The sequence below is a fragment of the Candidatus Zixiibacteriota bacterium genome, assembly GCA_040753495.1.
In the GTDB taxonomy this organism is placed as follows: Bacteria; Zixibacteria; MSB-5A5; order GN15; family PGXB01; genus DYGG01.
On sequence record JBFMEF010000167.1, the window covers coordinates 1 to 14592 of the forward strand.

Consider the following 14592-nt stretch of genomic DNA (forward strand, 5'->3'; position numbering starts at 1 on the left):
GCGCAAGATGGGGAAATTTGAGATTGCCGAAGGGGGAACTATCTTTCTGGATGAGATTGGCGATATGGATATTGCGCTTCAGGCGAAACTTCTGAGGGTGCTTCAACAGAAAACTTTCGAGCGTCTGGGCGGAACCAAAGTTATTACCGTCAATGTCCGGGTCATAGCCGCCACCAATATGGACTTGAATGAACTGATAAAGAAAAAGCAGTTCCGGGAGGACCTCTTTTATCGTCTCTCGGTTTTCCCGATAACGATTCCGCCGCTGCGGGAGCGGCCCGATGATATTCATCCTCTGGCGGAGTATTTTATCAGCAAATATTGCCGGGATATGAAAAAGCCGGTCAAGTCGCTTTCGAAGGAAGCGCAGACGCTTCTGGAAAAATACCACTGGCCCGGCAACGTGCGGGAGTTGGAGAACACTATCGAGCGGGCGATAATCTTGGCCGAGGGGAAAAAGATAACGCCCGACCATCTGGCGATTCGTCTCCCCTCCACCGGCGAGATTCGTCTGCGGGAAGGAGCCGGGTTGAAAGAGATCGGCGCCCATGCCCAGATGCAGGCGGAGAAAGCGGCGATTGTCCGGATTCTGTCGCAGGTGCGCGGCAACAAACGGAAATGCGCCGAGATTCTCAAGATTGATTACACGACGTTGTTTGATAAGATAAAGAAGTATGGCATAGAATCAGGGCAGAACTGAAAAATCCATCCGCCCACCTGCTTTATTATAGATAGAAGCCGTCCGCCTGCCGCGGGCGGCTTTTCGTTTCCCGGCAGATATCAGAAGAGCGATTTCCCAAAACTTTAGAACCTAACAATTGACGCAACGAGCGTACGGTTGCGGAGGGTCTTAGATCCGACGACAGTCGGAGCGAGACCCGCCGCAATCGTGGCCGTTTCGTGCGGAGGATGAATTCAGCAATGGGCGAACGCGCGGGTTCACCCCTGCGGAAGAATGTCAAAACCCCCGCTCGCGCTTTGCTATGGACATGAGGCTCGGGGGGATTTTGACCTACGCCACCGATTGTCGAGTCAGTTCACGCTTCGAAAGGATTCGAACCTAAGAACTGACGCAACCACCGAACGGTTGCGGAGGGTCTTAAGTCCAACGACAGTCGTAGCGACATCTCTCGTTTTTGTTGCGGCGGGTCTTAAGTCCGACGACAGTCGTAGCGACATCTCTCGTTTTTGTTGCGGCGGGTCTTAGGTCCGACGACAGTCGGAACGAGACCCGCCGCAATCTTCCCCGTTTAGTACGGAGGATGAATTCAACAATAGGCGAACGCGCGGGTTCGCCCCTACGGAAGATTGTCAAAACCCCACTCGCGCCCCGCGATGCACAGATCGCTCGGGGGGATTTTGACCTACGCCACCGATCGTGGCGTCAGTTCACGCTTCGAAAGGATTCGAACCTAAGAACTGACGCAACCACCGAACGGTTGCGGAGGGTCTTAAGTCCAACGACAGTCGGAGCGATGTCTCTCGTTTTAGTTGCGGCGGGTCTTAGGTCCGACGACCGTTAGAGCGACGTCTCTCGTTTTAGTTGCGGCGGGTCTTAAGTCCAACGACAGTCGGAGCGACATATCTCGTTTTAGTTGCGGCGGGTCCTAGGTCCGACGACAGTCGGAGCGAGACCCGCCGCAATCTTGGCCGTTTCGTACGGAGGGTGAATTCAACAAGGGGCGAACGCGCGGGTTCGCCCCTACGGAAGAATGTCAATACCCCTGCGCCGCTTAAAAGTGAATCACCAGCAGATCTGGACATCTGCCAGGCACAAAGCATATCTGGACATCTGCCAGGCACAAAAGAATCCGCCCTGGCGGAAAGACCGGCCGAGTTAGGCGGCTTTTAGATTTCCCGGTTCAAAGATTGCCCAAAAAAACCGGCGTCAAACTACTTGCAATTTCCGGGAAAAATCGTATAATAGATTAACCCTGATGAGGCGCGAAGCCTTGTACTTACCGCTTTCGCGCCATAAAGCCTTTACTTGCGTCGTGTTCTTATTATAGAGGGGATGGAGGATTAACCATGAAAAAAAGAAAGGTTCTCTTTTGCCTTTTGGGTGTCATCGCCGCTTTTTCAAGTCCGGCCGATGCCATGACAATTCAGCATTATACTATCGACAGCAGCACCAGCAAAATATTTAACCCCCTGGCAATCCCGCGGTTTCAAATCGCCCCGCTATCCGACAGCGGGCAGGTCGCTTTTTACTTAAGCGGATTTCCCAGCAAGGAAGCCTTCCGCGTCACCTACAATCTCGACAGCGCCGTGCGATGGGTGGCGCACAATATGGGAGCGCTTTCGGACCTGGACCATTCGCATATTACCGTGTACAACGATACCATCTATCAGGGGCGAAGCTCCGACAATCGCCTCTATGCCTTCAGTATGATAGATGATTCTCTCACCACTCTGTTCACCTATGACTGGGGTCTGCCGGAATCGGAATTATATATCGCTTCGGCCATCAGGCTTCCCGGCTCCGACACCGTCATCTCGGTCTCGCGTGGATATAATGACGACAACGCGGTCCTCTACTGGATTTCCGAGAATAAAGGGGTCAGTTTTGACAACGGCACGTATCTGGTCAGGCGGGATGGCACCGGGCGCTGCCGTATCGGAACACTCTACTGCGACAATACGATTGCGGCGATAATCGACTCGGCCGACAATTCCATCGGCTGGTACACCTGGGACAGAGGGAACCGTCGCTGGCAAAGCGAAGGGCGGGCGTTCAACCGCTCTATGTTCCGCGGTTTCGCCGGTAATATCATGCAGGACTCGATTCGATTCCTGGTCAGCACCAGAGATTTTCGGGATGGCGATTCCGTGATTTGGGCGTACAAAAGCCGCGGCGCATCTCAATGGACCGAGGGGGAGGCTTTTCAATCGTCGATAGGCGACCAGGACTATCCCCCTTATCTCGCCCTGACTTACATAGAAGCCTCCGACCGCCTGGTGCTGTTTTATAATCAGAGCCGTTTTCCAACGGTTGATTCTTTCGATATCTATATGAGATATTTTGACAAAGAGACCTGGAACTGGTCGAACCCGATAAAGATATCCCGAGGGCGACACAGTTGGAAAGTAACCACGGCGCAGATTGTCCCGGCATCGCACGGGGATGTCTGCTACGCCATGTATCCGATGGATTCTACTATCGGCGGTACAGTCTATCATTTTGCCGATGTGGTGAAGATAACATTTGATGGCGCGCCGCCGAATAACCCTCCCCTTCTCAATGACATTGGCGCGAAATCGATAAATGAGGGACAAAGTCTCAGTTTTGTGGTGTCGGCATCTGACGCCGACGGCACCCTCCTTACACTGGGCGCCGCACCGTTGCCGGCCGGGGCGTCTTTTGTCCCCCAGGCAAATAACACCGGACGGTTCAGCTGGATTCCGAGTTTCAGCCAGGCCGGCTCTTACAATGTTACCTTCTATGTGTCTGACGGAATCGATATCGATTCGGAACTGGTGGTGATAACGGTCAACAACGTCAATCGACCGCCGGTGCTATCATCAATCGGCTCCCGGTCAGTCCGCGAGAATGAAGAAATCAGAATCGATGTTTCGGCAACCGACCCTGACGGAACCATTCCCACTCTTAGTTCCTCGGCTCTGCCGAGTGGCGCATCATTTTCCAGTTCCAGTGGAACCGGCATTTTTGCATGGACTCCTAATTTTGAGCAGGCCGGAACCTACAATCTCACCTTTTATGCTTCTGATGGCGCACTTATCGACTCCGAGCGGGTTGCCATCACCGTAACTGATGTCAACCGACCACCGGTTCTGGCGCCGATAGGACCTCTGTTTGTCATGGAGGGCGCTAACCTCGATATAACGGTCTCGGCATCCGACCCCGATGGAACGATTCCGGTTCTCTCCCTTTCTCCCGTTCCATCCGGAGCATCCTTCACCAATTCTGGCGGCTTGGGATATCTTGACTGGACCCCCAATTATGAGCAGGCGGGTCTTTATTATGTCACCTTTTATGCCTCCGATAACGTGAGCCTCGATTCCGAGAGAGTGGTGATAACGGTGGATGACTCGCAGGGCGATACTATCCCCCCGGCTCCGATAACCGACCTGGCTGTAACTAATGGTCCCCTTCCCGGACAGGTAATACTAACCTGGACCGCGACCGGCGATGATGGCACCGAAGGACAGGCGCATCATTACGTGGTGAAGACCGGCAATTTTTATATCTATTCGGAGATAAGATGGTTGCGGGCTGATACCTGTCCTAATCCTCCCGTGCCACCGTTACCGGGTGAGTTGGTCTCTTTTACGGTGGAAGACCTGACGTCGAGTTTACCTTACTGTTTTGTACTGAAGGCGTACGATGAGGTCAATAATGCCTCCTCCATGTCAAATGCGGTGGTGATTTCGGTCGATGGCGGCGTTGTGGCATCATCGGGCGATTTTGATGACCCCTTCAATATTTTTCCCAATCCCTCCAACAGCGCTGTCAAGATAAGTTATACTCTGGAGGCGGCATCGGAGGTGTCGCTGACAGTGTACAACATTCTGGGGCAGAAGGTCGCCTCTCTGGTCGACGACTGGCGAAATGCCGGAGAGCATGCGGTTTTGTGGGACGGGCGGGGCGATGATGGAGCGCCGGTGGCCAGCGGTATCTATTTCTGCAAGCTGAGCAGCGGGGGAAAATCAGAAGTGAAAAGAATCATGATGTTGAAGTAGGTGACGTGGTTCAAGAGGTCGGATTCGCTTTGTCTTTTTGTTGTATGTTGCGGCAACGGTTATCCTCCGAAATGTCAAGACCTGCTCCGCTGACGTAAAGTAGGGGTCGACCCGTGTGTCGACCTGAAATCATAGTACGGTTGCGCCGTGTCTTAAGTCCAACAACAGTCGGAGCGATGTCTCTCGTTTTAGTTGCGGCGGGTCTTAGGTCCGACGACAGTCGGAGCGAGACCCGCCGCAATCTTTCCCATTTAGTACGGAGGATGAATTCAACAAGGGGCGAACGCGCGGGTTCGCTTCTACGGAAGATTGTCAAAACCCCCGCTCGCGCTTTGCTATGCACACAAGGCTCGGGGGGATTTTGACCTACGCCACCGCTTGTCGCGTCAGTTCACGCTTCGAAATGATTCGAACCTAAGAACTGACGCAACCACCGAACGGTTACGGAGGGTCTTAAGTCAAACGACAGTCGGAGCGATGTCTCTCGTTTTAGTTGCGGCGGGTCTTAGGTCCGACGACAGTCGGAGCGAGACCCGCCGCAATCTTCCCCGTTTAGTACGGAGGATGAATTCAACAAGGGGCGAACGCGCGGGTTCGCTTCTACGGAAGATTGTCAAAACCCCCGCTCGCGCTTTGCTATGCACACAAGGCTCGGGGGGATTTTGACCTACGCCACTGATTGTCGCGTCAGTTCACGCTTCGAAATGATTCGAACCTAAGAACTGACGCAACTGCCATGTCTCTCGTTTCGGTTGCGGCGGGTCTTAGGTCCGACGACAGTCGGAGCGAGACCCGCCGCAATCTATCCCGTTTAGTACGGAGGATGAATTCAACAATGGGCGAACGCGTGGGTTCGCTTCTACGGAAGATTGTCAAAACCCCCGCTCGCGCCGCGCGATGGACAAGTGGCTCGGGGGGATTTTGACCTACGCCACCGATCGTGGCGTCAGTTCACGCATCGAAAGGATTCGAACCTAAGAACTGACGCAACTGCCATGTCTCTCGTTTCGGTTGCGGCGTGTCTTAGGTCCGACGACAGTCGGAACGAGACCCGCCGCAATCATGTCCGGCCGCTCTAAAGACCGACCGAGCCATGAATTCTTATAGCAAGAGCTCTGAATGGTCGCGAAAAAAAGGGCGCATCCTCGATGCGCCCTTTTCAAAGCCTCTGAAATCAGAAATCATTTTTCCAGAATCAACTTCTCAAACTGCTCCACCAACTCGGCGAAAGTCTGCGTCACATTCTGCACCGCCTCCGGGCGGGTCATATCGATGCCGACTCGCTTTAGAATATTAATCGGATAATCGGAACTGCCAATCTTGATAAAATTGAGATAATCCTCGACCGCCGTCTTATCGCCGGAGAGTATCCGCCGCGAAAGCATCTGCGAGGCGGCGTAACTGGTGGCATACTGATAGACATAGTACTGACGGTAGAAGTGGGATATCCGCAGACCGCCCAAGTCTTTGGACGGCTCAATCACCAGGTCGGGACCGTAATATTTCTGGTAAATCTCGCGGTACATCTTCCGCATCGATTCCGCCGAGAGGGCTCCTCCCTGCTCGACAGTCTCGTGAATTTTCAATTCAAACTCGGAGAACATCACCTGCGAATAGAATGTCCCCAGAATCTGGTTGATGTAGTAATTCAGAAGATAAAGTTTCTGCTCCCTGGTCTGGGCATGCTCAATCATGTACTTAATCATAATCGCTTCATTGCAGGTGGAGGCAACCTCGGCCGTGAATAGCGAATGCCCGGCGTAAATATATGGCTCATTCTTGTTGGTGTAGTAAGAATGCATGGCATGCCCCAGCTCGTGCGCCAGAGTGAAGACATTGTCGAGAGTGCCGGCGTAATTCATCAGGATATACGGATGCACCGAGTAGGTTCCCCAGGAATAGGCGCCGCTTCCTTTCCCCTGCGTTTCGAAAACATCGACCCAGCGGGAATCCAGCGCCATTTTGAGGTTGTTGAGATATTCATTCCCCAGCGGCTTCAGTCCGTCAAAAAGAACTTTTTTCGCTTCCTCGAAATCGGGAAACTCCATTTTGGCTTCCGGCACCAGCGGTACCCACATATCGTAGGTATAAAGGGTATCCAGTTTCAGGACTTTCTTGCGCAAGGCGGTATAGCGATGCAGCGGCGCCAGATTCTCATTGACCGATTTTATCAGGTTATGAAAGACATCCAGCGGAATATTGAATTCATCCAGGGAGCGCTCCAGGCAGGTTTTGTACTTGCGGGCTTTGGTGTAGTAGATGTCGGAGTTGACAGAGCCGCTCAGGGTAGCGCCGAGAGTATTTTCGTAGGCAAAATAGGCGTTGTTATAGGTATCGCTGGCTTCTTTGCGGACACGCCGGTCGGTCGATTCCAGAAGCGCGCTATAGCGCTCCTTGGTCAAATCCACCTGGTTGCCGTTTTCATCGGTAATGGTGCCGTACTTGATATCGGCGTCATCTATCATGGTGAATATCTGGCTGAAACCGCGCGTGACATTGCCCGACATCGCCAGAAAATTTTCCATCTCGGGTGAGAGAATATGCGCTTTGCGGCGAAGCATATCCTCGATATAGAATTTATAGGTCGCCAGTTTCGGATTCTGCTCCAGAAAGGAGCGAATTTTTTCATCCGGTATGGTCAATATCTCCGGTTCAATGTACGAAGAAGCCTGGTTGAACTGCGCCCGCACGGTCGAAATCCGGTCGCCCATCTCCTGGTATTTTCCGACCCGGTTGTCTTCATCTTTATTCAAGAAGGCATAGACTATCTGACGATGCAGAAGCGAAGAGAGGGAGTCATTCAACTGCAGGCATTCCAGAAGCATCTCGGCCGAATTGCCCAGCTTCCCCCGGTATTTCTCAAACGAGGATATCGCCTCTTTCATAGCGGCGACCGCCTGTTCCCAGGCGTCATCGGAGGGGTAAAGGTCTTCCAGTTTCCATTTGTATTTGTCTTCAATCTGGTCGCGGGTAGGAACCTCTTTGACCGAAGCGGCGGCGGGAGTCATTTCAGCCATAGATAGAAATACTCCCAGGGTGAGGATGGTGGTGGTGCAAAACTGCCTTAACGAGCTCATCGGCACATCTCCCGGTATTAGGTTTAAAGAACGTCATAACTTCCTCGCACAAGCGGCTAATATTACACTTTTACGGGGAAATTTAAGATTGGTTTAGGAAATTAAGCGGGATGCTCGAAAAGATTGACCGGGGATTTTTCCGGGAAAAATAATGGGCGGGAGTTCTTGACACCCGCCCTTAAGGACAATTTATAGATTATACAAACCTGTAATCTATCTTACATTCTTCGGCCGCCACCTCCACCGCGACGGTCCCTTCCGCCACCACCGCCGGTCCGCTCAGTCTGCGGGCGGGCTTCGTTGACGCGGATATTACGTCCGCCGAGCGACTTGCCGTCAAGGCCGCTTATTGCCGCCTGGGCTTCATCCTGAGTGGGCATTTCCACAAAGGCAAATCCGCGCGACTTGCCGCTGAATTTGTCTTTGAGAATGGTAACATTTGCTACCTGTCCAAACTTCTCAAATGCCTGGCGAAGTTCATCTTCGCCGGTCTCAAACGACAGGTTGCCGACATAGATGTTCATTACGAACTCTCCTGAAAAAGATTAACGACCGACAGATTGATAAACAAAGAATCCCGCTTGTTACTGAGAAACATCCCGATTATTAGATTAATTCCTAAATCTGAAGATCTCTGAATAAAGCAAACAAACCTTTGAAAACCAATCCAAACCAACAGACCCAATTTAAGCCCCCACACCCGTTTTGTCCAGCAGAAAATCATACCGCGGGCAATTTTTTTGTCCCACTGTCCGATAAGGATTGCCGGAATTAACTGGAAAAATTTGCCGCCGCTGCCCACCGGTAATTAAACTGCTTGACAGAAAATATAAGGCAGGGTATTTATATATACAAGCATACAGGTCATCTGATCCGGTTCCGTCGCGGAACCCCGGGAGCACCATCTGGGAACGGCGTCCTGATGAAAGCATCGCGGTATAATCAATTCATATCTCTGCCCAACGGCGGACAGCTACTCTTCAATTCCGCCTCGGCGGCGCTGGCGGAAATTTATCCGGAGGAATTTCCCCTGATAGAGGAACTTCTTTCCGGCAAACGGGACGCGGCAACCGATAAAGAAAAAGCGATTCTTCAGGCTCTTCAGGAAGGGAAATACCTGATTGGTGAGACCGAGGACGAGATAACCGAGCAGCGCAACTGGAATCGAAAACGTCGCAGCGAGCCGGACACTTTTGTTTTGACCGTTGCCCCGACCCTGGCCTGCAATTTCAGATGCGAATACTGCTTCGAATCGCAGCGGCCGGAGATTATGAAAGAAGCCGCAGCCGATGCGGTCCTGAAATTCAGCGAAAAATATATTCCAAATTCAAAAGCGATTCTTCTCACCTGGTTCGGCGGCGAGCCGACTTTGGCCATTCCTGTAATAGAGAAACTTCAGATGGGATTCCAGTCGCTGGCGGCAAAGCATAATGTCACTCTGCATCCGGCGGCAATTATCACCAACGGTTATTTGCTCGACCGGGCAATGGCGCGACGCCTGGCGGCGGTCGGTGTCACCGGCGCCCAGATTACGCTCGATGGTCCTGCCGAGATTCATGACCGGAGAAGAAAACTGCACAATGGCAACGGGACCTTTGAACGGATTATTCAGAATCTGAAAGAGATAAAAGATATCTTGAAGATTCTGGTCCGGGTGAATATTGATAAGGATAATTTTGATGCCGCCTTCAGTCTTGTCGAGATTCTCAGGCGAGAGGAAATTCTCGACAGCGTATTTCTGTATTTTTCGCATGTCAATAATTCCACCGCCGTCTGCGCCGATATGAATGACCGCTGCCTCAGCACCGAGGAGTTTGCGCATCGTCAGGTGGAACTTTATTCCCGTCTGGTTGAGCGCGGTTTCTATCAGATAGAATATCCCTCACTGGCGCCGGGCGGGCATTGCGGAGCCGATACCGAGGCATCCTTTGTGGTCGTCCCCAACGGAGACCTCTTCAAATGCTGGGAGGAAGTCGGGATGGACAGCCGGTATGCGGTCGGAAATGTTTTTCGCGAGGAAATCTATCCCCACGAAAGGGCCAATCTGAAGCGATATCTCGATTGGGACCCGTTTGAAAGTGGCGAATGCGCCGCCTGCCATGTTCTGCCGCTCTGCATGGGGGGATGCCCCCATCACAGGAAGCCGTCGGGCAACGGCAACATTTTGACCGCCTGCAGCTCGTGGAAATATAATCTGGATGATATGATGCGACTGCGCTACCAATGCGACCTTATGAAAGGAGGTGAGTAGATTGAGAATTATCGAAACCGCCAGACAGGCGCAGAGTAAACCCTGCCCCTGTTACAAGATGCTGTTCTTGATTCTGCCGCCCTGGTGAGATAGCGGCGACTGACTTTTTCCCGCTCTCCGCGGCAACGGTGAGCGGGAATGTAAAACCCGGGCGGTGCGCCATTCTTATCTACGATGGCGCTCCGCCTTTTGTTGAGCGGAGTAATTTATTTATCGGTCAAAACGGAAAGAAAAACCGGAGATGGTCGGCTGGGAGATTACCCGTCAATGCAATCTCTCCTGCCCGCACTGCTATTCGGCCGCCGAGAGGCGCGCCCGTCAGGAAATGTCCCCGCCGGACTGCTTCCGGATAATCGATACCCTCGCCGAATGGGAGGTTAAGGCTATCGGATGGACTGGCGGCGAGCCGCTGATGCGGACCGAACTGGAAGAGGTCATTGCATATGCCTCGGAGCGCGGAATAAAGTCGGGCATTACCACCAACGGCATTCTGCTGGATGAAAAGCGGGCAACTTCGCTAAAAGAAGCGGGAGCGACGTTCATTCAGATTAGCCTTGACGGCTCCAGCGCGGAGAAGAATCAGAAGATGCGGAAAGCGACCGTTGAAGATTATGATGCCATCCTGGGCGCTATCCGCGCCTGCCAGAAACTGGAGATGCGGCTTGATTTGGCGATGCTTATCGGGCAGGAGAATCTTGATGATGCCGCGGCGTTCATTAAACTGGCGCAGCGGGAAGGGGTCAAACGAGTCCGCTTCTGCGGCTTTGTCCCCTGGGGACGAGGCAAGCATGCCCGGGTTATGGAGCGCCTCTCTTTCAACCGGCGGCTTCCCGATTTAAAAGTATTCATCGAAAAGGCGAGTCAACTGGAAAACCCGGTCGTCATGTTTGACCCGGCTTTTGGTCCCTTGCCGCCCGAGTATTTATATCATGAATGCGTCGCCGGTGTAAAACTGCTTTATATTTCAGCGTTCGGGGATGTCTATCCCTGCACTTCTCTTCTGGCAAAGGAGTTCGCGGTCGGGAATATTCACGAAAGAGAGTTGGCAGAGATTTGGGATGACCCCCGGATGACCCAGGTATCGGATTTCCCGCGGGAATCGATTCATGGTCCCTGCCGGGAATGCCCGCATTTCAGCGACTGCCGCGGCGCCTGCCGGGGAATCAGTTTCGCCCATACCGGCGATATCAACGCCTCTTTTCCGGTCTGCCTCTACTGGGCATAGGGGTTCGACAATTATTTCCTGACAGAGAATCAATTCCGTAGCGGTCGACCCATATGCGACCTTTTCAGGAGGACAAACGTAAAATCCCCCCTCGGTGCCCCACTCCTTGGGGTGGGTTTTTACGGACAGGATTCGATTTATGGATTATCCCACCGCGAGTCGCCACGGTCGAAGACTCGCCGGGGAGAGCGACCAGGACGGTGGGGCACCATCTTCAATTTCAGTTGCCGAACGCCGTTGAGAAAGCAATATTTTATCAGTATTGATATCAAACAGATTCTTGGAGGAGATATGAAAACCAGGATAATTCCCTTAACCGCCCTCATTCTGATATTGCCGTCAATTCTCTTTTCGCAGGCAATCCCGCTCTATTATGACCGGTACTCTTTTCTTCCGGCGCCGCCGGCAGCATATCAGGAGGGGCTTCTCGGTTTCGATAACCCCGCCGCTGTCGCTTATTTGAAAACCGGAGAAACTAAATTTTTCTGGTCAACGGAAGGGAATGATGCCTCCTCTTTCAACAACTGGGGCATATACAGCGCCATTCCATACCTCGGTTTTTCCAGCCAGACTACCAGATTTGGCTCGCTGAAGGTGCGCGATTATCGTATCTCCCTCGCCGCTGGAAAGGACTGTTTCGCGTTCGGTGTCGGTTACGGCTGGTCCACCGGCGACGGCAACAATGGTCCTCTGGGCAGAGAGAAACTCCTTTCCCTCGGTTCCATCATTCGACCCAATAAGTATGCCAGTATCGGCATGATTCAGTACCTCTCGCTGGTGAGCAAAGCGAATGAATTTGTCGGCGAAATCGGGGTTCGCCCGCTGGGAACATCACGGTTGACTCTTTTCGGCGATATCGCCCTGCCGCGAAGAGTCGGTCTTTCCGATGCCCCCTACTCGGCCGGACTGGCGGTCGAAATCGCTCCGGGGATTGACCTGGTAGGACGGTATTTTGAGTCGGAGGCTTTTACGGTCGGAATCAATCTGAATCTGGGACGATTCGGGCTTGGCGGGCAGTCGCATTATGACAGCAAGCAAAAACTCTCCCGCTATACCTATTCGGTTCGGATGGGAGGACTCAAGCCGAGCATTTTCAATACCCTGGGCCAGGTCAACAAGAGATATGTGCCGATGAACCTGAAGGGGACGGTTGATTATCAGAAATATGTTTTATTTGACGACGGGACGGTTCGGTTTTACGACCTGCTGAAAAATATCCGCGCCGCCGCCAATGACCCGCGGATTGGAATCATAGCGCTCAATATCTCCGCTCTGGGAGTTCTTCCCGAGCATGCCTGGGAGATAAGAGAGGAGCTTCACAAAGCCAGGCAGGCCGGCAAAGGAGTCATAATCTTTGTCGAAACGCCTCAGATGACCGGCTATCATCTGGCATCAATTGCCGACAGAATTGTTCTCGACCCGCAAGGTTTCATTATGCTTCCCGGATTCAATATGGGGAAAACCTATTTTAAAGGGACCCTGGAGAAGCTGGGACTTGGATTTGATGAATGGCGCTTTTTTAAATATAAATCGGCGGCGGAAGTTCTCAGCCGGGATAAGATGTCCGATGCCGACCGGGAGCAGTTTCAGGATTATCTCGATGTCTGGTACGAAACGGTGCGCGATGATATCTGCCGCTCGCGCCGATTCAGTCATGACGAGTACGATAAACTGATTGACAGCAATATTTTCTTTCTTCCCGAAGATGCCCTTCAGTTGAGACTGGTTGACACTCTTGCCCGCTGGTCGGACGTGGATAAGATAGTCCGGAATTTCACCGGCAAAAAGAAATACGGTATTCCGGCGCGGGAACTTCTCGATAACGCCCTGAGCCCATCCGAATGGGGATGCCGTCCGCAGGTTGCGATTGTGTACGGTCTCGGGGAATGCGCCATGGAGAGCGGTATCAAAGCCCGCTCGCTGGAGAAGACAATTGACCGAATAGCCGGCGATGGTCGGGTTAAGGCGGTCGTATTCCGGGTTGATTCGCCCGGCGGCGACGGTATGGCATCCGATGTTGTCGCCGAAGCCATCAGGAAATGCGCCAAGAGAAAACCGGTGATAGTCAGCCAGGGGCAGGTTGCCGGTTCGGGCGGTTACTGGATATCGATGTACGGTGACAGCATTGTCGCCGGCCCGAACAGCATCACCGGCTCGATTGGGGTTATCGGCGGATGGCTCTATGACAAAGGGTTCAGCGACAAACTGGGAATGACTGCCGACAATGTCAAGCGGGGGGAGCATGCCGAACTCGGATTCGGCATCAGAGTTCCCTTTTTGGGGATGACGGTGCCGTCGCGCAATCTGACCGGTGAGGAGCGGAAGCGCGTGGAGGAGATAATTCGGCGATTCTACGACTCATTTATTGTCAGGGTCGCACAGGGTCGGAATATGAGCGAGGAACGGGTGCGCCAAATAGCCGAGGGGCATTTCTACGCCGGCACCACCGGAAAAGAACTCGGTCTTGTTGATGAAGTCGGTGGTTTGATGACGGCGCTGGCGATGGCGGCGGAGAAGGCGGGATTAGAAGGGGAAGAATTTGACATAGTGGAGCATCCGAAGTACAAAGGTTTCCTGAAGTTCCCATCATTGTCTCCGGTCAAGACGGAACTGGAAGAGGAGCCGGTTTATCGATATATCAAACTGTTGAGTGAGCGTCCGGGGCAGCCATTGCCGATGCTTCTGCCGGGGACATATCCGACATTGAAGTAAGAACATATGGTGCCCCACTGCTTGCAGTCGATTTTGAAGACGGAATTAGGACCCCACTCCAAGGAGTGGGGCACCAATATCGGGAACTCACTGTCCCCGCACCATCCCTTTTCTTGCCAGCGCGGCCGAGGTTGCCCGGCGCGCCACTTCCGAATCGATTCCGCAAATTTCAATAATCTTATCCACCGCTTCATCGATTCTCTTCACCCACTCGTTGTTCGGGTATTTACGCACCAGGTCATCGGTGACCTCATCAGCGATAGCCGCGATATACTCGGCATACCGACGGCGACGTTCCACCTGAAGGTACGGCGCCAGAAATTTCCTGGCGAACCAGACCACCAGCACCATGAAGATAGTCCCCAGCCCTCCTAAAAGGGTGAAGATATTCTGGAGGAGAAAATCCCAGAGCGAGCCGAGAATTGGAATGGTAATTATGAACATAAGACCTCCTCTTGAAGTAGATTATTTTGGGCGTCAGTTCACGCTCCGACGGAGTCGGACCTAAGAACTGACGCAACCGGGTACGGCCGTCGGCGCTCCTTCACGCCGGAATTACGACGGCCTATTGTAGGGGCAGGGTTCATCCCTGCCCAAGATACAAGCCGGCGTCCAGAGACGTCAGT

8 protein-coding genes are annotated in these 14592 nt (G+C 52.9%); 5 read left to right on the top strand and 3 right to left on the bottom strand.

The annotated features are described in order from the left end of the window. Window positions 1–700 (top strand): sigma 54-interacting transcriptional regulator (locus AB1690_10810; GenBank protein ID MEW6015802.1); only part of this gene is annotated, 700 nt, incomplete at its 5' end. A gap of 1328 nt (window positions 701–2028) precedes the next feature. After that, the gene (locus AB1690_10815; GenBank protein ID MEW6015803.1) at window positions 2029–4701 is read left to right on the top strand and encodes a putative Ig domain-containing protein; all 2673 of its coding nucleotides are present in this window, start codon (window positions 2029–2031) and stop codon (window positions 4699–4701) included. Between the two features lie 1181 nt (window positions 4702–5882). On the opposite strand, the gene pepF is transcribed toward AB1690_10815, so the two are convergent. Together pepF and AB1690_10825 are read right to left on the bottom strand one after the other, a co-directional pair. Continuing rightward, window positions 5883–7778: an oligoendopeptidase F gene (gene pepF / locus AB1690_10820; GenBank protein MEW6015804.1), complete on the bottom strand. Its 1896-nt coding sequence runs from the start codon at window positions 7776–7778 to the stop codon at window positions 5883–5885. Window positions 7779–7996: 218 nt separating this feature from the next. Continuing rightward, window positions 7997–8302: an RNA-binding protein gene (locus AB1690_10825; protein ID MEW6015805.1), complete on the bottom strand. Its 306-nt coding sequence runs from the start codon at window positions 8300–8302 to the stop codon at window positions 7997–7999. Between the two features lie 398 nt (window positions 8303–8700). Here AB1690_10825 and AB1690_10830 point away from each other — a divergent pair, with 398 nt between their 5' ends. The 3 genes from AB1690_10830 (at window position 8701) to sppA (ending at window position 13966) form a co-directional block, all read left to right on the top strand. Then, a complete protein-coding gene (locus AB1690_10830; GenBank protein MEW6015806.1) occupies window positions 8701–10029 on the top strand; it encodes a radical SAM protein in 1329 nt (442 codons plus the stop codon). Window positions 10030–10270: 241 nt separating this feature from the next. Next, window positions 10271–11254 carry a radical SAM protein gene (locus AB1690_10835; protein ID MEW6015807.1) on the top strand — a complete coding sequence of 328 codons (984 nt, stop codon included), beginning with the start codon at window positions 10271–10273 and terminating at the stop codon, window positions 11252–11254. 291 nt (window positions 11255–11545) lie between these two features. Continuing rightward, on the top strand, window positions 11546–13966 hold the full coding sequence (gene sppA / locus AB1690_10840; protein MEW6015808.1) for a signal peptide peptidase SppA: 2421 nt from the start codon (window positions 11546–11548) through the stop codon (window positions 13964–13966). A gap of 87 nt (window positions 13967–14053) precedes the next feature. On the opposite strand, the gene AB1690_10845 is transcribed toward sppA, so the two are convergent. After that, window positions 14054–14410, bottom strand: a complete 357-nt coding sequence (locus AB1690_10845) for a hypothetical protein (protein ID MEW6015809.1) — start codon at window positions 14408–14410, stop codon at window positions 14054–14056. Window positions 14411–14592 lie beyond the last annotated feature (182 nt).

What these genes read in the sequence shown, in the direction of transcription:
- AB1690_10825 (MEW6015805.1), bottom strand. Translation starts at nt 8,302, where the DNA reads ATGAACATCTATGTCGGCAACCTGTCGTTTGAGACCGGCGAAGATGAA.
- AB1690_10830 (MEW6015806.1), top strand. Translation starts at nt 8,701, where the DNA reads ATGAAAGCATCGCGGTATAATCAATTCATATCTCTGCCCAACGGCGGA.
- pepF (MEW6015804.1), bottom strand. Translation starts at nt 7,778, where the DNA reads ATGAGCTCGTTAAGGCAGTTTTGCACCACCACCATCCTCACCCTGGGA.
- AB1690_10845 (MEW6015809.1), bottom strand. Translation starts at nt 14,410, where the DNA reads ATGTTCATAATTACCATTCCAATTCTCGGCTCGCTCTGGGATTTTCTC.
- AB1690_10835 (MEW6015807.1), top strand. Translation starts at nt 10,271, where the DNA reads ATGGTCGGCTGGGAGATTACCCGTCAATGCAATCTCTCCTGCCCGCAC.
- sppA (MEW6015808.1), top strand. Translation starts at nt 11,546, where the DNA reads ATGAAAACCAGGATAATTCCCTTAACCGCCCTCATTCTGATATTGCCG.
- AB1690_10815 (MEW6015803.1), top strand. Translation starts at nt 2,029, where the DNA reads ATGAAAAAAAGAAAGGTTCTCTTTTGCCTTTTGGGTGTCATCGCCGCT.